Annotated in this window: 25 protein-coding genes; 11 read left to right on the top strand and 14 right to left on the bottom strand. The window is 69.3% G+C overall.

All coding sequences use genetic code 11. From position 1 onward, the window contains the following. Nucleotides 1-52: 52 nt before the first annotated feature. On the top strand, nucleotides 53-1,057 hold the full coding sequence (locus ABL840_RS07780; RefSeq protein WP_371287142.1) for an alpha/beta hydrolase: 1,005 nt from the start codon (nucleotides 53-55) through the stop codon (nucleotides 1,055-1,057). 244 nt (nucleotides 1,058-1,301) lie between these two features. Here ABL840_RS07780 and ABL840_RS07775 read toward each other — a convergent pair whose 3' ends face one another. From ABL840_RS07775 to ABL840_RS07760, 4 genes are all read right to left on the bottom strand, one after another. Then, complete coding sequence (locus ABL840_RS07775; protein ID WP_176947386.1) at nucleotides 1,302-1,607, bottom strand: high-potential iron-sulfur protein; 306 nt, start codon at nucleotides 1,605-1,607, stop codon at nucleotides 1,302-1,304. A gap of 190 nt (nucleotides 1,608-1,797) precedes the next feature. Beyond that, complete coding sequence (locus ABL840_RS07770) at nucleotides 1,798-2,334, bottom strand: NUDIX hydrolase (RefSeq protein WP_093196466.1); 537 nt, start codon at nucleotides 2,332-2,334, stop codon at nucleotides 1,798-1,800. Nucleotides 2,335-2,344: 10 nt separating this feature from the next. Further along, entirely contained in the window at nucleotides 2,345-3,757 is a 1,413-nt protein-coding gene (locus ABL840_RS07765) for a trypsin-like peptidase domain-containing protein (RefSeq protein ID WP_418116224.1), read from the bottom strand. Between the two features lie 27 nt (nucleotides 3,758-3,784). Further along, the gene (locus tag ABL840_RS07760; RefSeq protein ID WP_093196468.1) at nucleotides 3,785-4,207 is read right to left on the bottom strand and encodes a universal stress protein; all 423 of its coding nucleotides are present in this window, start codon (nucleotides 4,205-4,207) and stop codon (nucleotides 3,785-3,787) included. A gap of 190 nt (nucleotides 4,208-4,397) precedes the next feature. Between ABL840_RS07760 and ABL840_RS07755 the strand changes: the two genes are divergently transcribed. The 3 genes from ABL840_RS07755 to ABL840_RS07745 are packed head-to-tail and all read left to right on the top strand — an operon-like array spanning nucleotide 4,398 to nucleotide 6,872. Beyond that, a complete protein-coding gene (locus tag ABL840_RS07755; RefSeq protein WP_093196469.1) occupies nucleotides 4,398-4,925 on the top strand; it encodes a flavodoxin family protein in 528 nt (175 codons plus the stop codon). 52 nt (nucleotides 4,926-4,977) lie between these two features. Continuing rightward, a complete protein-coding gene (locus ABL840_RS07750; RefSeq protein WP_093196471.1) occupies nucleotides 4,978-6,441 on the top strand; it encodes a trypsin-like peptidase domain-containing protein in 1,464 nt (487 codons plus the stop codon). Between the two features lie 56 nt (nucleotides 6,442-6,497). After that, nucleotides 6,498-6,872: a TraR/DksA family transcriptional regulator gene (locus tag ABL840_RS07745; RefSeq protein WP_093196473.1), complete on the top strand. Its 375-nt coding sequence runs from the start codon at nucleotides 6,498-6,500 to the stop codon at nucleotides 6,870-6,872. Between the two features lie 41 nt (nucleotides 6,873-6,913). Here the strand turns inward: ABL840_RS07745 and ABL840_RS07740 are convergent, their stop codons facing one another. Continuing rightward, entirely contained in the window at nucleotides 6,914-7,498 is a 585-nt protein-coding gene (locus ABL840_RS07740) for a hemerythrin domain-containing protein (RefSeq protein ID WP_093196475.1), read from the bottom strand. Between the two features lie 165 nt (nucleotides 7,499-7,663). Here ABL840_RS07740 and ABL840_RS07735 point away from each other — a divergent pair, with 165 nt between their 5' ends. Next, nucleotides 7,664-8,170, top strand: a complete 507-nt coding sequence (locus ABL840_RS07735; RefSeq protein ID WP_093196477.1) for a universal stress protein — start codon at nucleotides 7,664-7,666, stop codon at nucleotides 8,168-8,170. A gap of 7 nt (nucleotides 8,171-8,177) precedes the next feature. Here ABL840_RS07735 and ABL840_RS07730 read toward each other — a convergent pair whose 3' ends face one another. From ABL840_RS07730 to ABL840_RS07715, 4 genes are all read right to left on the bottom strand, one after another. Further along, complete coding sequence (locus ABL840_RS07730; RefSeq protein WP_093299795.1) at nucleotides 8,178-9,737, bottom strand: AAA family ATPase; 1,560 nt, start codon at nucleotides 9,735-9,737, stop codon at nucleotides 8,178-8,180. A gap of 64 nt (nucleotides 9,738-9,801) precedes the next feature. Beyond that, on the bottom strand, nucleotides 9,802-10,641 hold the full coding sequence (locus ABL840_RS07725) for a universal stress protein (RefSeq protein ID WP_093196481.1): 840 nt from the start codon (nucleotides 10,639-10,641) through the stop codon (nucleotides 9,802-9,804). 90 nt (nucleotides 10,642-10,731) lie between these two features. After that, on the bottom strand, nucleotides 10,732-10,962 hold the full coding sequence (locus ABL840_RS07720) for a hypothetical protein (protein ID WP_093196483.1): 231 nt from the start codon (nucleotides 10,960-10,962) through the stop codon (nucleotides 10,732-10,734). A gap of 64 nt (nucleotides 10,963-11,026) precedes the next feature. Then, nucleotides 11,027-12,064 (bottom strand): zinc-dependent alcohol dehydrogenase family protein, encoded by a 1,038-nt coding sequence (locus ABL840_RS07715; protein WP_093196485.1) that lies wholly within the window; start codon nucleotides 12,062-12,064, stop codon nucleotides 11,027-11,029. Nucleotides 12,065-12,166: 102 nt separating this feature from the next. On the opposite strand from ABL840_RS07715, the gene ABL840_RS07710 reads away from it, so the two are divergent. Beyond that, the gene (locus ABL840_RS07710; RefSeq protein ID WP_093197206.1) at nucleotides 12,167-13,429 is read left to right on the top strand and encodes a DUF4010 domain-containing protein; all 1,263 of its coding nucleotides are present in this window, start codon (nucleotides 12,167-12,169) and stop codon (nucleotides 13,427-13,429) included. 14 nt (nucleotides 13,430-13,443) lie between these two features. Here ABL840_RS07710 and ABL840_RS07705 read toward each other — a convergent pair whose 3' ends face one another. Genes ABL840_RS07705 through ABL840_RS07695 form a run of 3 tightly spaced genes read right to left on the bottom strand, consistent with a single transcriptional unit; the run spans nucleotide 13,444 to nucleotide 16,027 of the window. Next, nucleotides 13,444-14,400, bottom strand: coding sequence for a hypothetical protein (locus tag ABL840_RS07705; RefSeq protein ID WP_093196487.1), 957 nt, complete (start codon nucleotides 14,398-14,400; stop codon nucleotides 13,444-13,446). A 24-nt stretch (nucleotides 14,401-14,424) separates the two neighbouring features. Further along, on the bottom strand, nucleotides 14,425-14,817 hold the full coding sequence (locus tag ABL840_RS07700; protein WP_093196489.1) for an RT0821/Lpp0805 family surface protein: 393 nt from the start codon (nucleotides 14,815-14,817) through the stop codon (nucleotides 14,425-14,427). Nucleotides 14,818-14,842: 25 nt separating this feature from the next. Then, nucleotides 14,843-16,027 (bottom strand): fatty acid desaturase, encoded by a 1,185-nt coding sequence (locus ABL840_RS07695; protein WP_093196491.1) that lies wholly within the window; start codon nucleotides 16,025-16,027, stop codon nucleotides 14,843-14,845. 314 nt (nucleotides 16,028-16,341) lie between these two features. Here ABL840_RS07695 and ABL840_RS07690 point away from each other — a divergent pair, with 314 nt between their 5' ends. After that, on the top strand, nucleotides 16,342-17,073 hold the full coding sequence (locus tag ABL840_RS07690) for a winged helix-turn-helix domain-containing protein (protein WP_093196493.1): 732 nt from the start codon (nucleotides 16,342-16,344) through the stop codon (nucleotides 17,071-17,073). Further along, complete coding sequence (locus tag ABL840_RS07685; protein ID WP_093196495.1) at nucleotides 17,066-19,189, top strand: PAS domain S-box protein; 2,124 nt, start codon at nucleotides 17,066-17,068, stop codon at nucleotides 19,187-19,189. The genes ABL840_RS07690 and ABL840_RS07685 overlap by 8 nt, the downstream gene beginning before the upstream one ends. An 18-nt stretch (nucleotides 19,190-19,207) precedes the next feature. On the opposite strand, the gene ABL840_RS07680 is transcribed toward ABL840_RS07685, so the two are convergent. Next, a complete protein-coding gene (locus ABL840_RS07680; RefSeq protein WP_093196497.1) occupies nucleotides 19,208-19,978 on the bottom strand; it encodes a Crp/Fnr family transcriptional regulator in 771 nt (256 codons plus the stop codon). Nucleotides 19,979-20,213: 235 nt separating this feature from the next. On the opposite strand from ABL840_RS07680, the gene ABL840_RS07675 reads away from it, so the two are divergent. The 3 genes from ABL840_RS07675 (at nucleotide 20,214) to ABL840_RS07665 (ending at nucleotide 22,591) form a co-directional block, all read left to right on the top strand. Next, entirely contained in the window at nucleotides 20,214-20,717 is a 504-nt protein-coding gene (locus ABL840_RS07675; protein WP_093196499.1) for an ornithine carbamoyltransferase, read from the top strand. Nucleotides 20,718-20,871: 154 nt separating this feature from the next. Continuing rightward, nucleotides 20,872-21,525, top strand: coding sequence for a BON domain-containing protein (locus ABL840_RS07670; protein WP_093196501.1), 654 nt, complete (start codon nucleotides 20,872-20,874; stop codon nucleotides 21,523-21,525). 76 nt (nucleotides 21,526-21,601) lie between these two features. After that, complete coding sequence (locus ABL840_RS07665) at nucleotides 21,602-22,591, top strand: zinc-dependent alcohol dehydrogenase family protein (RefSeq protein WP_093197209.1); 990 nt, start codon at nucleotides 21,602-21,604, stop codon at nucleotides 22,589-22,591. Nucleotides 22,592-22,613: 22 nt separating this feature from the next. Here ABL840_RS07665 and ABL840_RS07660 read toward each other — a convergent pair whose 3' ends face one another. Further along, nucleotides 22,614-23,966 (bottom strand): MBL fold metallo-hydrolase RNA specificity domain-containing protein, encoded by a 1,353-nt coding sequence (locus ABL840_RS07660; protein ID WP_093196503.1) that lies wholly within the window; start codon nucleotides 23,964-23,966, stop codon nucleotides 22,614-22,616. Nucleotides 23,967-23,972: the final 6 nt, after the last annotated feature.

Raw genomic sequence — 23,972 nt, 5'->3', positions numbered from 1 at the left:
AACCTCTGCGCTCGTCCTCTCGATCGCAACCGCTGGAGTCTCCGCAATGACCATGCCCCTTTCCGCAGTCGCTGCCGACTACAGGAAGAATCCCTTCACGCTGGTGTACGACGGCGCCATCACGGCCAACGAACCCGGCAAGGTCAACATCCACCCGGTGAAGTACAAGCTCGACGGCCTGGACATCGTCGCCAACGTCTACACGCCTGCGAACTTCGATCCGAAGAAGAAGTACGCCGCGGTCGTCGTCGCGCACCCGAACGGCGGCGTGAAGGAGCAGACGGCCGGCCTGTATGCGCAGCGGCTGGCGGAGTCGGGCTACGTCACCATTGCCGCCGATGCCGCATACCAGGGCGGAAGCGGCGGGCAGCCGCGTTCGGTGGACAAGCCGGCGAACCGCATCGAGGACATCCATGGCATGGCGGACTTCATCACCGCCTATCCGGGCGTCGATGCCGAACGTCTCGGCCTGCTGGGGATCTGCGGCGGTGGCGGCTATTCGCTGTCCGCGGCAAAGACCGACAAGCGATTCAAGTCGGTCGCGACGCTCAGCATGTTCAATTCGGGGCGCGTTCGTCGCAACGGCTTCGCCGATTCGCAACTTGCCACGATCCAGCAGCGCCTCAGGCAGGCTTCCGACGCGCGCGCCCGGCAAATGGCAGGGGGAACGCCTCTTTACTCAGGCGATGCCGACATGACCGACGCGCAGATCGCTGCACTGCCCTTCGAGATGTACCGTCAGGGCTACGAGTACTACTGGCGGACGCACGCCCATCCCGGCTCCACCTTCAGGTACACCACGAGCAGCCTGCTGGACCTGATGCGTTGGGACGCGACCGACCAGATCGAACTGATAGAGCAGCCGCTGCTGATGATTGCCGGCAGCAAGGCCGACAGTCTCTACATGACCGAGGAAGCGTTTGCGAAGGCGACGGGTGCGAAGAGCAAGGAACTGTTCAAGGTCGAGGGCGCCACGCACATCGAGACCTACTGGGTTCCCAGGTATGTGGACACCGTGGTTGGCAAGCTGGCGCCGTTCTACGCCAAGAACCTCTGACGACCGGCGGCGAATGAGGGCCGCATGGCTCCCCTGGCACCTCAGGGGGCCATCTTTCCGCCGGCCCGTCGGACTCTTTTCGATCGCATTTCTTATCCGGGTGAACTCTCCGGCTGGCGCTCGGCCCTTCTCGTCGCTGTGGCCTTGAAGTGCTGAAGAAAGCAAGAGTCAACGCTTCGGAGAGTCCGACGGTCCGAGGGAAGCATCCGCTCAAGTGCGCAGCCCATACTTGAGTGCTCGTGTGCTAGCCCTTCCTGGCCCAGGCGCTGCACCAGCCTTTGGCACTCACCTGTTTCCCCGCGAACAGCGCGCAATTTCCCTGCGCCTCCGTTGGCTTGGATTGCCAGAGTGCGCAGCCGTTGCACAGCTGCGCGTTGTCGTGCTTCGGGTATTTCCTTGCGTCGGCCTTGGCCGAGTCTGCGACATATCCGAGGGCTGCGGCCTGCGGGTCCTTTTCATCTAGCAGTGCCTGCGCAAACGAACTGGAAGCGCAAGCGACCGCCCCCGTCGCTGCAAGCGTCAGCATGAAAATGCGACGATCGGATTTCATCGTGGATCTTTCATCGTGTGTGTGAGATGGGCGCCGAGTTCTCCGGCGCTGCATTGCGCTCGCTCAGACCTGCCAGTACGAGAACACCGGTTGCCAGGAGTGTCGCGATGCAGAACCCGAGAACTTGCAGAGCTGTGTTCAACGTGATGTTCATTGGAGCCTCGTGACAGGTAATTGATGGAGCCTGCGGTCATTCTTGAATGAGCGGCTGTACGCGGCCTTGCGCAAGATCAATTGCGCAAGGGCCGGGAGGTGATCCGGGCGCCGCATCGACGGGCCCGACTTCGTACGACAACTGCCCGTGGATGCCGGCCAGCGAAAGCGCCTGCGTCAGTACCGCGACAAGGCTGGGTGCGCAAAGCTGCGGCAACTGTTCGAATGCGGCCCAGCGGAATCCGTCCACCTCGGGACGCCGTCGCCCGTGGCGATCCGTATAGAAGCTGGAGCAGACGCAGGACTTCGCCTCGAAATGACGCACCAGCACCGCAAAGAGCCAGAGATCCTTGCCCCTGCGATAGGGAAGAAGTCCGATCTCCCTCAGCTGCGCGGGCAACAGCCGCAGGCCGCACTCCTCGAACGCCTCGCGCGCGGCAGCCTGTGCGCCCTGCTCCTGCCCTTCCCGGATGCCCTTGGGGATGTCCCAGTACCGGCTGTCGCTCGCATGGCAGAGCAGCAGCCGGCCCGCCGGATCGAGCACGAGAACGCCGCAGCTGATCGATCTTTCCATCGCGAGAGCCTCAGGGGGTCGACACTGCGCCGTCGCTCGCGTGCCGTGCAATCGGGGCATGCGGCGAGCTGCGCGGAAGGATCGGCACGTAGCTTCTTGCCGACCCGCGCACGACCAGCAGCGCGACAGTGTCGCTGTCGCGGACGGTCCGTATCGCCGCGTCGAAGTCCGCGAGGTCGGCCACTTCCACGTCGTTGACCGCGACCAGCATGTCGCCATAACGCAGCCCCGCAAGCTGGGCCGAGCCCGACACCGATTGCACGTAGAGCCCGGGCGGCGGCAGGCTGATGCCGAGCACGCCCTTGCGCTGCGCGAGCTCAAGCCCGAAACGCGTTTCCTGCATGACGGCAGGCCCGGCCGGCCGAGGCCTGACGTCCGGCTGGTTTTCCGCCACGCCCACCTGCACCGTCAACGCAGCCCTGTGGCGCCAGATCTTCAGCGCAATCCGGCTGCCCTTGCGCGCTGCCGCCACGCGATTCTGGATGTCGGCGTAGCTCATAGCGACATCGCCCCCGACGGCCAGCACCACGTCGCCGCTGCGAAGCCCCGCTTCCGCGGCCGGGCTGTCCGCGTCGACCCGCACCACCAGCGCGCCCAGCGCGGCGCCGAGGCCGAAGGCCGGCGCCAGTTCGGCGGTCAGCGGCTGGGTGCGCGCGCCGATGTGCCCTCGCCTCACGTACCCGGCAGTGCGAAGCTGGTCCGCGACCTGCATCGCCGTGTCGATGGGCAGGCTGAACGACACGCCGAAGTACCCGCCGCCGGGGGAATAGATCATCGAGTTCAGGCCCACCACCTCACCCCGTTCGTCGAAGAGCGGCCCACCCGAGTTGCCTGGATTCAGCGCGACGTCGGTCTGTATCAGCGGCACCCCGCTTCCCCCGGGCACGTAGCGCGGATTGGCGCTCACCACGCCCGCGGTCACGCTGCGCTCGAAGCCGAACGGGGCACCCATCGCTGCGACCCACTCGCCCGGGCACAGTTCGCTGCCGCGGCCGAGGACGACGACCGGCAGGCCCGTGGCGGCAACTTTCAGCAGGGCCACGTCGGAGAGACGGTCGGTCCCCACCACTTCGGCATCGAAGCGGCGCTGGTCGGCGGTGGCGATGGAGATCGACCGGGCGCCGCTCACCGCATGCGCACTGGTCAGGATGTATCCGTCGCTGTCCACGATGAACCCCGACGCGAAGCCGCGCCCCCAGCCCCTTTCCCACGGCGTCGAGGGCCGCGTGTCGCCGGCAACCGGCCGCTCGCCGCCGTTCTCCGTGACCATGATGCTCACCACCGCGGGCGACTGCCGCGCCGCGGCCGCCGCGAAATCGACCGCCTGCGACTGCGGCCTCCCGCGCTCCAGGCACGATCGCGCCTGCGACCACGCACTCGTCTGGCCCGTCAGCACGAATGCGGCGACGGCAGCGACGATCAAGCCTTTCGCGACGGTCGCGGCGCTCATTCAGCGCACCAGCAGGATGGGCACCGTGCACGCGGCCAGCACCTTGGTGGCGACCGAGCCCAGCACCAGGTTCGTCAGGGCGCCATGTCCCCGCGAGCCCATGATCACGAGATCGAACTGGCCCTTCTGCGCGAACGCGGCGATCTCCTCCGCGGGGTGCCCGATCCGGTGCTCGAAGCGCGCCTCGATGCCGCTGCCGGCCAGCAGTGCACGCACGGGTTCGAGCACGATGCGCGCATCGTCCTCGTAGTAGCCGTGCACGATCTCCGGCCCCGCGAAGGCAGCGGCGCGATGCGGCACGGGCAGCACCACATGGAAGACCGTGAAGGCATGGCCCGCGTTCGCCCACTCCTTGTGCCTGGCCAGGTAGGAGAGCATGCGGGTCGTGTAGTCGCTGCCGTCCACGGCGAGCAGGATTTTCATGATGGTTCCTTCGGCGGGATATGTCCCGGTGCCCCGATGGTCCTCGCGCCCCCGGCCCCGGGCCTTGCGCTGCATCAAGGATCGAAGGCCCGCGGCGCGCCGGCACGCCGTGGGCGGCCCTTGATGCAGCGCAAGCCCGTGCCGCCCTGCGCTGCCTACATTGGTTGCCATCAACCCAGCAGAGGCAGCCATGAACAACGTCCTTGTGATCGTCTATTCCTACACCGGCACTTCGCGCCGGGTCGCGGAACTCCTGTGCAGCCAGCAGAACTGGCAGCTCGCGACCGTCACCGAGGTGCGTCCCCGCAGCGGCGCCATGGGCAGCCTGCGCTGCGTGCTCGATTCCATCCTTCGCCGCCAGCCCGCCATCGGCTACGACGGCCCTCCTCCCGGCGACTTCGACGCAGTGGTGCTCGTCTCGCCGATCTGGATGCTGAGGCTCGCCGGCCCCATGCGCAGCTTCGTCGCCCGCCAGCGCGGCAGGCTGCCCGACATCGCCGTGCTCTCGGTCATGGGAGGCCAGGGGGCACCGAACGCGGCGGCCGAGATCGCCGACATCCTGGGCCGCGCTCCCATCCTGAGTTCCTCCGTCACGATGCGCGAGGTCGACGACGGCAGCTGTGCCGCGCGACTGCAGGCCTTCGGCACGGCCGTCGGAAACGCCAGGAACCCGCAGGCAGTGGCCCGCCCGGCCACGCTGTCGCCGCAGTCGATCTGAGAACGCCGCAACCGGGATCGACGTGACCGTTCCTCTGCTCCAGGCTGGTGCGATGCACCGCACCGCCCTCACCGCTCGCTTCGCCTGTGCACTCGTCGCCGGCGCCTGCCTGCTCGGCGCCTGCGCCGCGCCGGGGTCCACGCCGACTCCGGCGCCCCCGGTCACGGCCGGAAGTGCAGGGCCGACGCCACCGCCTGGCTTTTCATCGCTGGTCGCAAGCCGCGGCGCATCGGTGGTCGACATCGCCACGCTGCGCGTCGGGCGCGACGAGAACCCGCAGGACATCGAGCTCGAGATAGCACCGGAGCGCGACTTCGCCGACCGGCTGGCCTGGCCCCTGCCGGCGAGCGCACGAATCAGCCAGATCCGCGACCTCGCCTCGGGCGTGATCATCCGCGACGACGGGCTGATCCTCACGAGCGCCCACGTGGTCACGAACATCGACGAGGTCCAGGTCCGGCTCGACGACGGCCGCCGCTTCACCGCGCGCGTGGTGGGCGTCGACAGGCGCACCGACGTGGGCCTGCTGAAGATCGACGCGACGGCCCTGCCGGTGGCCGTCATCGGCGATTCCTCGACGCTCGGCCCCGGCGACTGGGTGGCCGCCATCAGCTCGCCCTTCGGCTTCCATGGCAGCGTGACGGCGGGCGTGGTCAGCGCCATCGACCGCGTGATGGGCGGCGCGGGCGAGATCCCGTTCATCCAGACCGATGTCGCCATCAACCCGGGCAGCTCGGGCAGCCCCCTGTTCAACAGCCGGGGCGAAGTCGTGGGCATCAACTCGATGATCTACAGCGGCAGCGGCGGCTACATGGGCCTTTCGTTCGCGGTACCGATCAACCTGTCGATGCGCATCGCCGACGAGCTGCAGGCGCACGGCACGGTGCGACGGTCCTACCTCGGCGCGGAGTTCCAGGAAATGACACCCGCGCTGGCACAGTCGTTCGGCCTGCCGGCGGCCACGGGGGCGCTGGTCGTGCGCGTCGAGGCCGGCAGCCCGGCGGAGGCGGCCGGCCTGGCGCAGGGCGACGCCGTGCTGGCCCTGGACCGCAAGCCGCTCGCGCGCTTCATCGATCTTCCGCGGCAGATCACGCAACGCCCTCCCGGCAGCCGCCTGCGGCTCGAGGTGTGGCGTGAAGGCGCCGCGCGCATCCTGCAGGCGACGCTGACGGCCCAGCCGGCCTCCGCAGCGACGACCTTCGCGGCCGCGCCAGCCGAGTGGAAGGACGGCCTGGGCCTGAGCCTGGCCGACATCTCCCCCGCGCAGCGACTGCAGCTGCGCATGGAAAGCGGGCTGATGGTGCGCGAGGCCGAGGGCCTCGCGCGCAGCGAAGGCATTCGTGCAGGCGACGTGGTCGTTGCCCTGAACACCACCAGGCTGTACCGCGCGGACGACTTCAGGCGGGCCCTGGGCCGGGTGCCGGCGGGAAACACCGTGGCGCTGCTGGTGATGCGCGACCAACGGCTCGCCTACGTGGCAATCCGGCTTCCGGCCTCGCGCCGAGGCCGCTCCTGATCGGCAAGCGAAAACGACACCCACCAGCAGTTTCCCCATCGCAAGGACAACACGCCATGAGACACCTCGACACCGCAGACCGCCGCGCACTCGGCCAGCAGCTCGAACTGATGAAGCGGCAGGTTCTGGAAGAACTCCGCGCCTCGGCCCCCACGGCCGAACTCCTCTCGGCAGGGGCCGACCGCGAAGTCACCACGCATGCCGACGAAGCCGAGACCGAACGCGCCGCCGACGTGCACCTGGCCGAGATCGAGATCGACCGCACCAGGCTGGAGGAAATCGAACTCGCGCTCGCACGCCTTTCGGACGGACGCTACGGGGTCTGCGAAGACTGCCGCGCGGAGATTCCACGCACCCGGCTGTTCGCCCAGCCCACGGCCATTCGCTGCGCGGCCTGCCAGACGGCGATGGAAGCCCACCACCGGCGCTGAAGCCACCGGAGCCGGAAAGCCGCCCCCGAGGCCGCGCCGGCCTACAGGGCCGGCCCCAGCCCGATGGGTGCCGGAACGATGTTGACGATGCGCGTGAAGAGCGCGTTGTACTCGAGGTCCGGCACATGCCCGGTCATCGGGTCGCGGTTCTGCGCGAAGGCCTCGTCCAGTTCCCGCCAGTCGTCCTCGGTCAGCACGCGCTCGGCCAATGGCAGGATCTCCCGCTCCTCCTGCGCCATGTGGTCCAGGTAGAAGTCGACGTACTCCCCCACCGTGCGCTCGAAATCCTCGCGCCTCGATTCGCCGAGCATCTCGAACGCGAGCAGCGCGTGCTCCACGTTGCGGATCCTGCGCTCGCCCTTGGCATGGTCGCCGTCGAGCTTGTCGAGCAGGTCGCGCGAGATCGGCGTCCTGGCGCGCAGCTTCGGGAACAGCAGCTCCGTTTCCTTGCGGTGATGGCGCTTCTCGGGAAACTCGTCCACGTAGAAGAGCATGGCCCTGAGCGTCGCGAAGTCGGGCAGCGTGCCCTTCTTGCGGTGCTGCTCGAGCAGCATGACGATGGAGCGCAGCATGGCGGCGAGCGCGGCGTGCTCCTGGCGGATGATGCGGATGGTGGCGTGGGGCATGTAGGTCTTCCTGTGCATGCCCCGAGGGTCGCTCTTTCATGGCGAGCGGGCTTGCTCCAGATCAAACCCGGGCCGGCCGCGGGTTGCGGGCTTGATCAATGTCAAGCCGCGCGCGCTTCCTCTCCGGATACTGGACCGATCCAATCAACAGACCGGAGTCGTGCCATGTACCAGCGAATTCTTGTTCCCATCGACGGCAGTTCCACGTCCGCCCGCGGCCTGGCCGAGGCCATCCAGCTCGCGAAGCTCACGGGCGGGTGCCTGCGAGTGGCGCATGTCATCGACGAGCTGTCTTTCGCCCTGGCGATGGATGCGTATGCGGGCTACGCGGGCAACTGGCTCGAGGAGCTGCGCGGCAACGCCGGGAAGCTCCTCGAGGACGCGCGCTCCAAGGCTTCGGCCGAAGGCGTCGAGGCCGACATCGTGCTGCTCGACAGCCTCAAGGGCACCGTTCACGACCAGGTCATCGCCGCGGCACAGGCCTGGAAGGCCGACCTGATCGTCATCGGCACCCACGGCCGCAGGGGCATCGGCCGCTGGGTCATGGGCAGCAGCGCGGAGCACATCCTGCGCATGTCGCCCGTGCCGGTGCTGCTGGTGCGCGCACCCGAGAGCGCGAAGACGGAGCATGAGCGCTTCACCCTGCCGAGCGGAGAGCTGGCCAGCCAGTGACGGGCAATCAGCGCGGCCCCTCTACGGTCGCTGCGAGCCAGCGGGCTGCGAGCAGGGCCATGTCCACCGGCTCTTCCGTGGAGACCTCGATGGCCGCCGCCCGTTCGTCGGCCTCCAGCGGTTCGTGCCACGCCAGCTGGCGCTCCAGCACCACGGGCCCGGCTTCGGATGCATCCGCACCGGTCGCGTCCCTTTCGGCTACGCGGCGGCGCAGCGTGGCCGGCGAGGCGCTGCAGTCCAGGATCGTGAAAGGCACGCGCAACTCCGTAGCCAGGGCCTCGAAGCTGCGCCGCTCGGCAGCGCGCAGGAAGGCCGCATCCACGATCACCGGATAGCCCGCCAGCAGCGCGTCGCGGGTGCACGCATGCAGCCTTTCGAAGGTCTTCCTGGTGGCATCGCTGCCGTAGATATCGAGCCCGTGTGCGGCCGAGCGCGCCAGCGGGGCCAGGCCGTACAGGCGCTTGCGCTCCACGTCCGAGCGCACGCGCACGGCACCGGTGGCGCACAGCAGCCGCAGTGCGACGCTGGACTTTCCCGAACCAGAGAGGCCGTGCGCGATCATCAGGCGGGCTCCCCCTTCAGGTTGCGCCATCAGCCGTGTCGCGCACGCCAGGTAGTCGGGGCGGGGGCCTCCTGCGGCAGCCGCCGCCGGCCCCAACCCCGAGGCCATGGCCCGCACCAGGGCCCTGTAGACCTCGTAGAAGCGCAAGACCTGCAGCCCCGGATAGTCGCCGACGTGCTGCAGCCATGCATCCAGGAAGCGCGCCGCGAGGTCGCCGCGGCCATGGGCCTTCAGGTCCATGGTGAGGAAGGCGACGTCGCTCATGACGTCGATCCAGCGCAGCGCCGGATCGAACTCGATGCAGTCGAAGGGCGCGAGCGCGCCGTCGACCAGCACCACGTTGGCCGTGTGCAGGTCGCCGTGGCATTCGCGCACCGCGCCGCCCTGCTGGCGGGCGATCCAGGCCATGCGCAACGCATCGCCCTGCTCGCCGATCCATCTGCCCAGCTCGGCGAGGGCGACGACGCAGCCGTCGCCCTCGCGTGCCTGCGCATGCGCCTGCAACGCGGCCAGCACGTCGGTCGCCGTGCGAGCGATCAGGTCGGGACTTCCGAAGCCCGACAGCGGTGCTGCCCGCTCCGCCTCCCGGTGCAGCGACGCCAGCCGCTGCGCGAAGCCGTCGAGCAGTGCCGGCTGCAGCGCGTCCGCGACCAGCAGGTTGCGCAGAAGCGAGGACTCGGCAAAGCGCCGCATGCGCACCACATGGTCGATCGGCTCTCCCTGGCCTGCGATGCGCGGCGCCTCGCGCGTGCCGCAGACCGGCGCCACGTCGATGTACAGCGATGGGGCAAAGCGCCGGTTCAGTCGGAGCTCCTCCTCGCAGAAGTGCTTGCGGGCCTCGACGCTGCCGAAATCCACGAACGGCAGGCGCACCGGCTTCTTGAGTTTGACGGCCAGCGCATGCGTCAGCAGTACCCAGGAGATGTGCGTCTCCACCAGCGCCACGGGTTGCCCTGTTTCTCGCTGGAGTTCATTGCGCAAGGCGTCGACGAGCGTGGTGTCCATGAGGGCACAGGGAAGTGGCGAAAGGACGAAAGGACGAGTTGGCGCCATCCGCGCCCGGCGCGGCTCAATGCGCGATCAGGACCGGCACCGTCATCTGCGCAAGGATCTGCTGCGTCACGCCCCCCAGTATCCGCTCGCGCAGGCGCGAATGGCCGTAGCCGCCCATCACCAGCAGCTCGGCGCCCAGGTCGGCGACCCTCGACAGCAGCGCATCGGCGATGCCTGTCTCGGTCACTTCCGACTCCGCGCGCGCCTGCGCGCCGTGGCGCAGCAGGAACTGGATCATGTCGGGCAGCAGCAGCCGCTGCGCGTCTTCCTCGTCGCGCGGATGGCGCAGCGACAAGAGCGTGACTCGCGCGCCGCGCAACGCCGGCAATGCCGCATGCATCGCCACCGCCGCCTCGCGCGAGCCGTCCCAGGCCACGACGACGCCCTTCGGCACGCCGGAGAACTCGCCCACGGACGGAACGACCAGCACCGGCCGGCCCACGTCCATCAGCACCTGCTCGGCGAGGCCGTGCACGGTGGTGTCCCCACGGTTCGAGCCGTCGCTCTGCCCGATCACCACCAGGTCGCTCGCGTGCCCGTGACGCACAACGGCGTCCACCGTGAGGCCGTCGACCAGTTGCACCTCGTACGACAGCGGCCCGGACGCGGCGATGCCCTGCCGGAACTCCCGCGCGATGCCCTCGGCGCGCCGGCGCAGGTAGTCGGCGGACTCGGCGATGTAGTCGGTCATGCCCGTGGCGATGGCACTGGCGGGAATCACGCCGTCGTAGAGGCCCGTGGGAATCAACCCGGTGAGGTGGCTCTCGTGCGAACGCGCCCACCGTGCCGCCAACGCGGCGCGCTCGGGGCAGCGGGTCGATGGGTCCAGGTGGACGAGGATGGTTCTGAAGTTCATGGATGGCCCCGCAGGGTGGCGCGCCGCGTCCCGGCGCAGGAATCGAGATCGGATGGATGTTGGGCGAATGCCGGGTGGATGCTCGCCCGCCTAGCCGTCCAGCGGCACGCCGCCGCCGAAGCGGCAGATCCATTGGTCCACCAGCTCGTGCTGTGCGGCGGCTGTTCCGCGCCACCAAGCTGCGAGGATTTCCCACTGCCCCAACTGCGCCAGCAGGACGCTCCTGGCGACGGCCATCTGCCAGCTCGTCGCCGCCTGAAGGTATCGGGCGCCCAGGGGCTCCGGTGTCGCCGGAATTGTCGAGAAGGAATCGTTGGTCATGCGAAGCGTCTCCAGGGTCGGGGATCCACAAGGGGTGTGCTTCCTGTGCTCTTCATCGGCGCCACTACGCCTCGATGATCACCTTGAGCGCGTGCGTCTGCGCCGCGCGCGCGAAGGTGTCGTAGGCGTCCAGGACGCGGTCGAGCTTGAAGCGGTGCGTGATCAGCCGTGCCGGGTCCACCTTGCGCGACTGCACCGTCTTCAGCAGCATGGGCGTCGAGACGGTGTCGACCAGGCGCGTGGTGATCGCGACGTTCTGCGACCACAGCCGCTCCAGGTGAAGGTCTGCCGGGTGTCCATGGACACCGATGTTCGCGATGATGCCGCCGGGTGCCACGATGTCCTGGCACAGCACGAAGGTAGCCGGTATGCCCACGGCCTCGATCGACACGTCGACGCCCCGGCCGCCGGTCAATGCGAGCACTGCCTCGGCCGCCCGTCCGTCGGTGCTGTTGATGGTGTGCGTCGCGCCGAAGCGGCGCGCGACCTCGAGCCGGCCGTCGTCCAGGTCGATCAGGATGACCTGCGACGGCGAATAGAACTGCGCCGTGAGCAGCGTGGCCAGGCCGATCGGCCCGGCGCCCACGATGGCCACGGTACTGCCGGGCGCGACCTTGCCGTTGAGCACGCCGCACTCGAAGCCGGTCGGCAGGATGTCGCTGAGCATCACCAGCGCCTCTTCGTCCGCGCCGGGCGGCACCGGGTAGAGGCTGGTGTCCGCATGCGGGATGCGTACGTACTCCGCCTGCGTGCCGTCGATGGTGTTGCCCAGGATCCAGCCGCCGCTCGCGCAGTGCGAATACATGCCGCGGCGGCAGCTCTCGCACTTGCCGCACGAGGAGATGCACGAGATCAGCACGTGATCGCCAGGACGGAATGCGCTCACGGCCGCGCCGACGCTCTCGACCACGCCCACGCCCTCGTGCCCCAGGATTCGGCCTGGCGCGCAGCTGGGCACATCGCCCTTGAGGATGTGCAGGTCCGTGCCGCAGATGGTCGTCTTCAGGATGCGCACGATGGCGTCGCCCGACGCCTGGATCCCGGGCATGGGACGGTCCTCGAGCGACTTGAGACCGGGGCCCTGGTATACGAGTGCTTTCATGCCCACACGTTATGCGCGCCTGCGTTGCCCGCCCTTGAGCTAGCGCAAGGAATCGGCCCGGGACAGCCTTGACGCGACATGGCCGCCGGGGACACTGGTTGCATGAACAACCTCAGTCCTTCGTCGGCGATTGTCGGGCTGGCCGTGGCACTGGGCATCGGGCTGGTGGTCGGCATCGAGCGCGAGCGCCGCAAGGGCGACGGCGACCGCCGGGCGGCCGCCGGCCTGCGCACTTTCGCCATCGTGGCGCTGGCCGGTGCGATTGCGCAGACCTTGCCCGTTGCGGCGCTCGTTCCCATCGGAGCAGCGCTCGTCGCCACGCTGGCAGCCGTGTCGCACTGGAAGAGCCGCTCGCCCGACCCGGGCATGACCACCGAGATCTCCCTGTTCGCCACCTATCTGATCGGTGTGCTGTGCGTCATGTCGCCGTCGCTCGGCGCGGCCTGCGGAACCGGCCTCGCGCTGCTGCTGGCTGCAAGGCGCCGGCTGCACCGCTTCGCGACGGAGCTGCTCAGCGAGCAGGAGCTGCACGACGGCGTGCTGCTGGCGGCGCTCGCCCTGATCGCGCTGCCGCTGATTCCCGCGCACCCCATCGAGATGCTCGGTGGCATCGCGGCACGGCCTCTGGCGGCGATGGTGCTGCTGATCATGGCGATACAGGCCGCGGGCCAGGCCGCGGTGCGCTGGCTGGGCGCGCGCGGCGGCCTGCTGGGCCTGGGCTTCGCGTCCGGGTTCGTGTCGAGCACGGCCACCGTGGCCTCGTTCGGCAACCGTGCACGCGAGCAGCCGCAGCACGCGGGCCTGCTGGCCGGCGCCGCGGGCCTGTCGGCCGTGGCCACGTGGGCACTGGCCCTGACGATGACTTTCGCGCTGTCGCCGCGGGCCGGTCTCGCGCTATTGCCCGTGGCCCTTGCCGGTGCGGCGGGCGCAGGGGCCGTGGGCCTGCTGCCGCTGCGGTCCGCTCCGCCGCCGGTGCCCTTCGAAGCGCCGGCCAGCACGCGCAGCGCGCTGCGTCCCCGCGAAGCGCTGGCCATCGCCGTTGCCCTGGCTCTGGTCGCGTTGCTGGTGGGCTCGGCCCAGCGGTACTTCGGCGACACCGGCCTGCGGATCGGCATCGCGCTCGCCGCATTGGCCGACGCGCATGCACCCGTGGCCTCGCTCGCCTCGCTGCATGCGGCGGGCACGCTGTCGACGGATCACTTCGTCCGGGGCATGCTGCTGGCAGTCGGAACCAACACGCTCACACGCTGCGCCGTGGCGCTGGCGACCGGTGGCCGGGTCTACGCCCTGCGCGTGGCAGCCGCGCTGGCCGCGAGCCTGGCGTGCGGCTGGATTGCGGCTGCCGGTTTCCGGTTGCTGCATTGAGCAGCGAGACGCCGTCAGCCCCAGGACGTCTTGGCGAACGCCTCGACGAAGCGCGACAGCTCCCCGCGTGGCAACCGGTCGATGCCGGCGGCGCGCGAACGGCCGGCGCCGCCGAAGCGGCTGCACAGCGCGTGGGCGCCGCCCGGAAGCACCAGCGGCGCACGCACGCTCGCGACATAGCCGTCGCCCTCCACCTTCAACACCGCATGGGCCAGCTCGGGCTCCGCGTTGGCCAGCTCGTTGGCAAGGCAGCCCATCACGCGCCGGCTCCAGGGCGAATCGGGCAGCACGCGCACGCTGCCACGGGGCCCATGCCAGAGCGTGGCGGCGCTGGAGGCCTTGCGCAGGTCGTCACGGCGCAGCGCATCGATCTCGTCGACGATGCTCTCGTGCGCCAGCATGTCGCGCGGGTCCCGATAGCGCGCCATCAGCGGGAACAGCAGCCTGGGCGCGATGCAGACGTCCCGTTCATGGTCGCCGTAGGCGTTGTAGTTGATCAACACGCCCAGCCGCCGCAGCCCTGCGCAGTCGCCGGGCTCGAAGCCGCTGCCGAGCGCGAGCCCATCGGCCACGGTGCCCATGTTGTCGCCGTAGATGCCGACCAGCGCCCAGGCGCGATGCGCGCCGCCCAGGTGGCGATCGACCAGCAGGCTGCTGCAGACGTCGCTCGCCTCGTCGATGTGCGCTTCCAGGCGCGGATGCGAGGGCATCTCGCCGGCCGCGTGGTGGTCGAAGTAGCGCACGCACGCCCCCTCTTCGAGCAGGCGCATCAGGTCGGCGCGGTTGCGCTGCATCGAGATGTCGAACACGTTGACCTCGTCGCCCACCCGTGCGGGAACTCGGCCGAGCAGCGTGATGTCGCGCTTGAGCCCCGTCACCAGCTCGGCCTGGCCGGGATCGTGCAGCCGCCATTGCACCGCGGCGCAAAGCCCGTCGGCATCGCCGTTGCAGACGTCGAACCGCCGGATCATGGCCGGACTCCGGACTGCCGGGCCTCAGCCCGGGATGCGCCAGGAACCATCGGGCTGCCGGCAGGCGCTGCCGCCGATGCTGTCGGGCCGCCCGCCGGCGACCACTTCGAGCCTGAAGTCGCGGCACCGTTCGCCGCGTCGCTCGACGCTGCTCGTGGGAGTGAACACGAAGCTGTCTCCGGTCTCGCGATTGCGCCAGGCCGACGACTCGCCGTTCGCCAGGGTCTCCAGTGCGCTCGCGGCGCGGCGGCGGTCGCCGTCGTCCATCGCCCTGGCTGCCACGCTGCCCGGCGCGGCACCCGCCAGCGATCCGGTGAGCGTGCCGCCGGCCGGCGCCTGCGAGGAAAAGCCTGCGCAGCCGGCCAGCGCCATCGCCATCGCGGCACACGAAACGCAAATAGCCGGCACGAGCTTCATCCGCATCTCCTTGGCGCCGCCTCGCTCAGGCGTAGGAACGCAGGCGGCGCGAAAAGTCGACCAGCGGCACGATGCCGCTCGCCTCTGCGCGCTGGCACCAGTCCTGCAGTTGCCTGGCGAGCTGGTCGCCGGTGGAGGTGGAACGGCTCCACAAGGCCGTCAGCTCCCCGCGCATCGAATACATCGTAGCCAGCGCCTGCGATGCATTCAACGCCTGCACCACCTGCCTGTAGCGGGACGGACCGAGCAGCGCCTGGTCCTTGCCGAGCCACGGCTTCACCGTCTTCAGCGCGCGCGCGGCCTCCGGCGACATGCGGCGCAGGCGGTCGAGCTCGGCCACGCAGGCCTTCTTCAGCGAGCGCGTGTAGTTGGAAAGCACGTCGTAGTGGCAGCGGATGACCGCCTGCACCGTTGCGAGGTCGATGTTCGCCTTCGGCGCGACGAGGCGCGGCACGGGTGCCACATGCTTCACCTTCGCCAGGCCGAGGGCCTGCAGCACGCGGATGTAGAGCCAGCCGATGTCGAACTCGAACCACCTGTTCGAAAGCTTGGCCGAAGCGGGAAAGGCGTGGTGGTTGTTGTGCAGCTCCTCCCCGCCGATCAGGATGCCCACCGGAAAGATGTTCGTGCTGGCGTCGCGCGCGGGCCAGTTGCGGTAACCCCAGTAGTGGCCGATGCCGTTGACGACGCCCGCTGCCCAGAAGGGAATCCAAGCGATCTGCACGAGCAGGACCAGGCCGCCCGGCACCACGCCGAAGAGCGCCATGTCCGCAAGGCCCATCAGCACGATGCCGAGAATCTTGTGCTTCGAATAGAGCCTGCGCTCCAGCCAGTCGTCGGGCGTGCCGTGGCCGTAGCGCTCCAGGGTCTGCGCCTGCCTCGCCTCGCGCATGTAGAAGAACACGCCGCCCCACAGCACGCGGTTGAGCCCGTGCACCTGGGGGCTGTGCGGGTCTTCCGGGGTCTCGCACTTCGCGTGGTGCTTGCGGTGCACGGCGGCCCATTCCCGGGTGACCATGCCGGTGGTCAGCCACAGCCAGAAGCGGAAGAAATGGCTCGCCGCCGGATGCAGCTCGAGCGCACGATGCGCCTGGTGGCGATGCAGGAAGATGGTGACCGAAGCGATGGTGACGTGCGTGAGCGCCAGCGCGGCCAGCACCGTGCCCCACCATGGAAGATGGAGAACGCCGGAATAGAGCAATGAATGCATGGGTACCTCGTGAACAGAGTGCGCGCGATTCTGCGGAGCGCGCCCGGCACCGGCCTTGATGTGGCGCAAGGCCTGTGCGAGACCGCGGCGGAAGAATCTTCCCGCCCACCGCGCCGGAGCCGGTGGCAGGCCCCGTTTCAGGAGGGCGCGACATGCCGGAGATCTGGAACTGCCGATGGTCCCGCCGACACCGCAGCCTGGCACACGGCCTTCCACGGCTCTTGCAGGGGATGCCGCAGCAGGGCGTGCGTGCTACGCTCCCGGCGATACAGGGTGCCCACGACATCCGAATTCCATTTCCTTCCTGCCATCGCATGAAACAAGCCTCCCACATTGCGGTGCTCGACGACGAGGTTGACATCACGCTGCTGCTGGCCAACTACCTCCAGAGCCACGGTTTCCGCGTCACACAGGTCCACGATGGACGATCGCTCATGTCGCTGATGAGCTCGGACCCTGCGGATCTCGTGCTGCTCGATCTCGGCCTGCCGGGCGAAGACGGCTTCTCGATTGCGCGCCGGCTGCGCGAGAGCTTCCGCTGCGGCCTGGTCATCGTCACGGGCAGGGGCGACGCGGTGGACAAGGTGGTCGGCCTCGAGGTGGGTGCCGACGACTACGTGACCAAGCCCTTCGACCTGCGCGAGCTGGTGGCGCGCGTGAAGGCAGTTCTGCGGCGGATCGCGCCCGAAGTGCCGGCACCCGCCGCCGCAACCTCGGCGGGCTCTCCCGACAGGCTGCGCTTCGCCGGCTGGCAGCTCGATACGGCCGCGCGCAGCCTGAGGAATCCGCAAGGAGAGGAAGTGGCCCTCACCGGCGGAGAGTTCGACCTGCTGCAGGCCTTTGCCCGCCATCCGGGTCGCGTGCTCTCGCGCGACTTCCTGCTCGAACAGACGCGCGGCCGCGAGGCGGCGCCATTCGATCGCACGATCGACGTGCAGGTCGGCCGCCTGCGCAGGAAGATCGAGGCGGATGCGGAAGATCCGCAGCTCATCAAGTCGGTACGGGGCGCAGGCTACATCCTGGTGCCGCCGGTCTCCAATGGCTGACAACGCGGACAGGCCGTCGCTGCCGCCCGGCGCGCCCATGCAGGGCCCATCGCCAGGCTTCGAGGGCTTCGACGAAGGCAGCGTGTTCCGCTCGCTCTTCGTCGCCTACCCCGACTCGCTGCTGGTCGTGGACCGCTCGGGCAGCATCATGCTGGCCAACCCATCGGCGGCCGCGCTGCTGGGCTACGCGGCGGACGAACTGGTGGGCCTGAACGTCGACGTGCTTGTGCCCGACAGCATCCGTCCGCGCCACGCGTCGTACCGCGAGGCGTATGGACACGCACCCCGCCCTCGCCCGATGGGCACCCACATGGAGCTGGTGGCCAAGCGCAAGGACGGCAGCGAGGTCATGGTCGAGATCGCGCTCAGCCCGCTGCAGAGCCACGGCCTGCCGTTCGTGGTGGCCGCCATCCGGGACATCGGCGCCTACCCGCGCGTGAAGCAGGCGCTGCAGCGCGCGCGCTACAGCGAGCACCTGGCCCAGCTGGGACGCCTGGCGGTCGACACGCGCGACCTGCAGGTGGTGCTGGAGCATGTACCGGCCATCATCACCACCGCGCTGCAGGTCGAGGTCGCGATGGTGTGGCTGCTCGACAGCACCCGCCCCGAGTTTCGCGTGGCCAGCGGCGTCGGCCTGGTCGCCGGCGAGGAGATCGGCGCGCGCATCGCCAACCGGCCCGACACTCCACCAGGTTTCGTGTTCTCGCAGGGCCGGCCGGTCGTGGTGCAGGACTACGCCCAGGAAAGCCGCTTCAGCGTGCCCCCTGCCTATCTCGAGGCCGGGCTGGTCAGCGCGCTCGCCGTGCCGCTGTCCGACCGGGGGCGCGTGATCGGCATGCTGTCGGTGCGCTCGAAGGAATCCAGGCGCTTCGGCGACGAAGAGGTGCGCTTTCTCGATTCGCTCTCCAGCCTGATCGCCACCAGCCTGCAGCGCATGCAGACCGAGGAAGCGCTCAATCATTCGCAGCGGCTCGAAAGCGTCGGCCAGCTCACGGGCGGCATCGCGCACGACTTCAACAACCTCCTGACCGTGATCCAGGGCAACCTCCAGGTGCTGGAAGAGCTGCCCGTGCTCGCACAGGACGGCTATGCGCAGCAGCTGCTGGCGGCCGCGGCCCGCGCCACGCGAAGGGGCGCGGAGCTCACCGGCAAGCTGCTGGCCTTCTCGCGCCGCCAGATGCTGCAGCCGAGCGCAGTCGACACCCGCGCGCTGCTGCACTCGCTGGCCGACATGCTGCGCCGCACGCTCGACCAGCGCATCCGCATCGAGATCGACACCGCCCCCGGCTGTCCACCCGTGGTGGCCGACCCGGGGCAGTTGGAGTCGGCGCTGCTCAACATCGCGATCAATGCGCGCGACGCCATGCCCGAGGGCGGCACGCTGCGCTTCCGCACCGAGCCGTGCGGGGCCTTGCCGACGGCGCTGCGCGGCCAGCGCAACGAGCCGCAGGGCGATACCTCCACGCGCTTCGTCGCCATCTCCATTGCCGACAGCGGCACGGGCATGTCCGAGGCAGTGAAGGAGCGCGCGTTCGAGCCCTTCTTCACCACCAAGGAGGCCGGCCGCGGCACAGGCCTGGGCCTGAGCACGGTGTACGGCTTCGTCAACCAGTCGCGCGGCGCGGTCGCGATCGACAGCAAGGCTGGCCAGGGCACCACTGTGACGCTCTACCTGCCGCAGCAGGAGGAAGCACGGCCAACGGCCGCGGCGGAAGAACCGACCGACGAGACCGTGCCGGCCGGACTGCGCGTGATGCTGGTCGAAGACGACGCGGAAGTCCGCAAGGTGGTGCACACGTTCCTGTCCACGCTGGGCTGCGAGGTCTTCACTGCCGCCACGGCCGAGCAGGCGCTGTCCGCGCTCGACGCGGGCACCGGGCCGTTCGATCTGCTGCTGAGCGACATCGCGCTGGGCGCCGGCATGCGCGGCACCCGGCTGGCCTACGAAGTCCAGCAGCGGCTTCCGCGACTGGCGGTGCTGCTGATGTCGGGCTTCTCGTCGGAACTGCTGGACGCCGACCGCGAAGTGCCGCAGAGCTGGGAACTGTTGCGCAAGCCCTATACGCGCTCCGAACTAGCGCGGGCCATGGCCAGGGTGCTGGCCAGCCGCGCCTGAACGCGCTGGAGACAGGCTCTACTGGAGCATGGCCGGCGCGGGCGCCAGGCAGCGCTGCACGAAGGCCGACAGGGCGCCCACGTCGGGAATCTGCACGTCGCGCCGCCCCTTCGTTGCGAATCCGATGACGTTGTCGCGGGCCAGCCGCGACAGCGCGCGGCTGACGCTCTCGAGCGTCATGCCCAGGTAGTTGCCGATCTCGGCGCGCGTCATGCGCAGCGTGATTTCGTCGGTGCGCATGCCGCGCTCGGCCAGCGTCTCCGCCCAGTAGCGCAGGAAGTCGGCCACGCGAGCGTCGGCCGGCAGCGTGCAGACCGACATCAGCGAATCCCGGTCGTGCGCGATCTCGCGGCTCATGGCGGCATGCAACACCTGCAGCAAGGCGGGATGCGCGGCGCAGGCCGCCAGCAGGGCCTCGTACGAGACGACCCAGATCTCACCGGTGTCCATGGCGACGGCGTCGCACGAGTACCGCCCGCTTGCGATGCCGTCGAAGCCGAGCCAGTCGCCGCGGAACTTGAGGCCCACCACCTGCTCGCGCCCGTCGGCCGAGAGATTCACGATCTTGAAGAAGCCGGAGTTCAGGATGTAGAGGTTGCCGAAGCGCTCGCCCGCCTGGTAGATCGTGTCGCCCGCGTGGACGACGCGGCGCTGCGGCCTGAGCTGTTCGCAGAGCAGCTTCAGCGTGTCGGCGGTGCTTTGCTGTCCCGTGCAATCCCGGCCGATGCCGACCTGGGCCTGCACGGTCGGGACCGCGGCGTTCGTCGAGGGGATGGCGGCGTTGAGCATCTGGGACTCCTTGGTGGTCTTCGCGTTTCGATGCAGGAATGCTAGGAACCCATCGGCAATGCAATGACAACGGCCGGAATCGGCGCGTAACGCTCGGTGAATGCAATGTGTCCGGTGTGTATCAACGGAGTGCGACATGCAGCAAGTCACGCAGTCGCGTCTCGTGCCTTGACCTGCATCAAGCCCGGGACCTCCGGCCGGCTTAGCCTCGGCGAGTCACACATTGACCATTGACATGCCCCCATCCAACAACGCCTGCAGTCCCGAGGCCGAACTCCAGCTCTCCCCGCTGAACGTGGCGAGCCTGCTCAGCCACGCGCGCATCCTCCAGCGCGCGGCGCTGGACGGGACCACGCGCCAGTTGCTGCGCGGCAAGAACCTGGGGTTGTTGTGCGAGACGCAGCCCGACGAGGCGCAGGCACTGTTCCGCCGGGCCGCCGAGGAACTGGGCGCCCACGTCGCCGTGATGCGCTCGAGCCTGTCCCGCGCGAGCACGCCGCAGGAAGTGCAGCACACGGCACGCATGCTCGGCCGCCTCTACGAGGCGGTGGAATGCCAGGGCCTGGACCCCGTGCTCGTGCGGCACATCGGGCTGCATGCGGGAATCCCGGTGTTCGACGGAGCCGCCACGAAGGACCATCCGGCCGACCGGCTCGCGGAACTGCTCGGGGACGCGATGCCGCTGGCCGACAACCGGCGCTTCGTGCTGCAGGCGCTACTGCTGGACGCCATCGCCTGAGCCCGGCGGGCACGTCCCGCGCCGCGCGCTCGCCGCCCCCATGCCCCTTGATCCAGCGCAAGACGGACCGGGCGCGCCCTTCCTACAGTGGATTCCACGGTTGCCACGGCTTGCGCGACGACCGCCCTTCATCCATCCATTGCAAGGAATCTTCATGAAGACCGATACCCAACTGCGCGACGACATCCAGGCCGAACTCACCTGGGCACCCGACGTCAAGTCCTCCGACATCGGCGTGATCGTCAAGGACGGCGTGGCCACCCTCACCGGCCACCTCGCCAGCTACGCCGAGAAATATGCCGTCGAACGCGCCGCGCAGCGCGTGCACGGCGTGAAGGCACTGGCCGTCGAGCTGACGGTGAAGCTGCCCTTCGACAACCAGCGCACCGACGCCGACATCGCCCTTGCGGCCGAGCGCGCGCTCGAATGGAACGTGCTCGTGCCCGACGGCAAGATCCGCCCCATGGTGGAGAAAGGCTGGCTCACGCTCAGCGGTGAGGTCGAGTGGGAGTACCAGCGCAGCGCCGCCGAGATCGCAGTGCGCAACCTGATGGGCGTGACCGGCGTGTCGAACCTCGTGAAGGTCAAGTCCAAGGTGACGCCCGCCGACGTCGAGCAGAAGATCCACGAGGCGCTCTCGCGCCAGGCCGACCGCGAGGCCCGCAAGCTCTCCATCCTGGTCGACGGCTCGCATGTCACGCTGCGCGGCACTGTGCACTCCTGGACCGAGCGCGACGCGGTGCAGGGTGCCGCGTGGGCCACCCCGGGTGTCACCGTGGTGGTGAACGACCTGCTCGTGGACGCCTGAATCCGGGCGAGCCGACATGCGTGCGACCTCCTCCGTGCAGGCCGCCCCGGCCCACGGCTTGCGAAGCGTGCCGACCATGCGCGCCATGACGCTGAGCGCCGCACTGCTCCCGCTGGAGATGGAGAGACGCAACATCCCCGAACCCGGCCCGGGCGAGTTGCGCCTGCGCGTGCTGGCCTGCGCGGTCTGCCGCACCGACCTGCACATCGTCCACGGCGAACTGCCGCTGCCGGTGCTGCCGATCGTTCCGGGCCACGAGATCGTGGGCGTGGTGGAGGCCATCGGTTCCGGCGCAACGGGCTTCAGGCTGGGCGACCGCGTGGGCGTGCCCTGGCTGGGCCACAGCTGCGGCTGCTGCGCGTTCTGCGAGGACGGCCACGAGAACCTCTGCGACGCGCCGCGATTCACCGGCTACCACCGCGACGGCGGCTTCGCGAGCCACGTGATCGCCGAGGCCGCGTTCTGCCTGCCGCTGGACATGCATGAAACCGATGCCGCCCGCATCGCCCCGCTGCTCTGCGCGGGCCTGATCGGCTGGCGCAGCCTGAAGGCGGCAGGCGAAGACGCGCATCGGCTGGGCATCTACGGTTTCGGCGCCGCGGCGCACCTGATGACGCAGGCCGCAGTGGCGCAGGGGCGCACGGTCTTCGCCTTCACCCGCCCGGGAGACCCGAGGACCCAGGACTTCGCGCGCCGCGTCGGCGCCGCATGGGCCGGCGGCTCGAACGAGCACCCGCCCGAGCCGCTTGACGCGGCCATCGTCTTCGCGCCCGCCGGCGAGCTGGTGCCGGCCGCATTGCGCGCGGTGCGCAAGGGCGGCCGGGTCGTGTGCGGAGGAATCCACATGAGCGACATTCCGGCCTTTCCCTACCGGCTGCTGTGGGAGGAGCGCAGCGTGGTGTCGGTGGCGAACCTCACGCGCGCCGATGCAAGGGAGTTCCTCGACTTCGCGCAGGCGCATCCGCTGCAGGTGCACGTCAGGACCTATCCGCTCTCGCAGGCCAATGAAGCGCTGGCCGACCTGCGCGCCGGCCGCATCGAGGGAGCCGCAGTCCTGGTGCCCTGACCGGGAAAAGCCCCGGCATGCTTCAGAGTTCGCGCGACTCGCGATAGTCGGGCACGGTACACGGCCAGCCGTGGCGTTCCTCGATGGCCAGCCGCAGGGCATCAGCGGCCACCGGCTCCCCATGGGTCACGAACACCCGGCGGGGCGCGCGCTGGGTGCCGAGCCAGGCGAGCAGCTCGTCGCGGTCGGCATGGGCCGACAGCGTCTCGAGGTTCGCGACCTCCGCGCGCACCGGCACATAGGCGCCGTGGATCTTGATCGCGTCGACGCCGCCCACCATGGCCGCGCCTCGCGTGCCCGCGGCCTGGAAGCCCGCGAACAGGATCGTGTTGCGGGCATCGGGCGCATAGGCCTTCAGGTGATGCAGTACCCGTCCGCCGGTGGCCATGCCGCTGGCCGAGACGATGATCGACGGAAAGCCCAGGCTGTTCAGCCGCCGGGACTCCTCGATCGTGTTGACGATGATGGTCTTTCCCTGCATCGCGGCGCACTGTTCGGCGCTCAGGCGGTGTTCATCCAGATGCCTGCGGTAGATGCGCGTGGCGTCCGCCGCCATCGGGCTGTTCAGGTAGACCGGCATGTCGGGAATGCGCCGCGCCTGCTTGAGCAGCTGGGTGCAATGCAGCAGCGTCTGCGCGCGCCCCACGGCAAAGGCCGGTATCACCACGATGCCTCCGCGCGCGGCCGTGCGGTTGATCACGCCGGCCAGCTCGGAGAGCGTGTCCGCGGCGGGATGCCTGCGGTCGCCGTAGGTCGACTCCACCACCACGTAGTCCGCGGCAGCTGCCGCCTCGGGCGGACGCATCAGCAGGTCGTCGCTGCGCCCCAGGTCGCCCGAGAACAGGATGCTGGAGCCTTCCCAGCCGATGCGCAGGCTGGCCGCGCCGAGGATGTGGCCGGCCCTTCGCAGCTGCCAGGACCAGCCCGGCCACGGGGAGCACTCCTGTGCGAACCCGACGGGCTCGAAGCGCTTCAGGGCGGCACGGGCGTCCTCTTCCGTATAGAGAGGCAGCGCGGGCTTGTGCTTCGAGCGGCCGTGGCGGTTGGCGAAATCGGCGTCTTCTTCCTGCAGGCGGCCCGAGTCGGGCAGCAGCAGTTCGCAGAGTTCACGGGTGGCCGCGCTGCAGTACACCCTGCCCTTGAAGCCGAGCCGGACCAGCCGCGGCACGAAGCCGCTGTGATCCATGTGCGCATGCGTCAACAGGACGGCGTCGATGCCGGCGGGGTCGACCGGCAGCTCGTCCCAGTTGCGCAGGCGCAGCTGCTTCAGGCCCTGGAACAACCCGCAGTCGACCAGCAGCCGCCGTCCTTCGTGCGTCAGCAGGTACTTCGAGCCGGTGACGGTGCCCGTGCCGCCGAGAAAGTCGATGCGCACGGCGGC

Source organism: Variovorax sp. NFACC27, assembly GCF_048301545.1.
In the GTDB taxonomy this organism is placed as follows: Bacteria; Pseudomonadota; Gammaproteobacteria; order Burkholderiales; family Burkholderiaceae_C; genus Variovorax; species Variovorax gossypii.
This window is presented reverse-complemented; position numbering and strand designations above follow the sequence as displayed.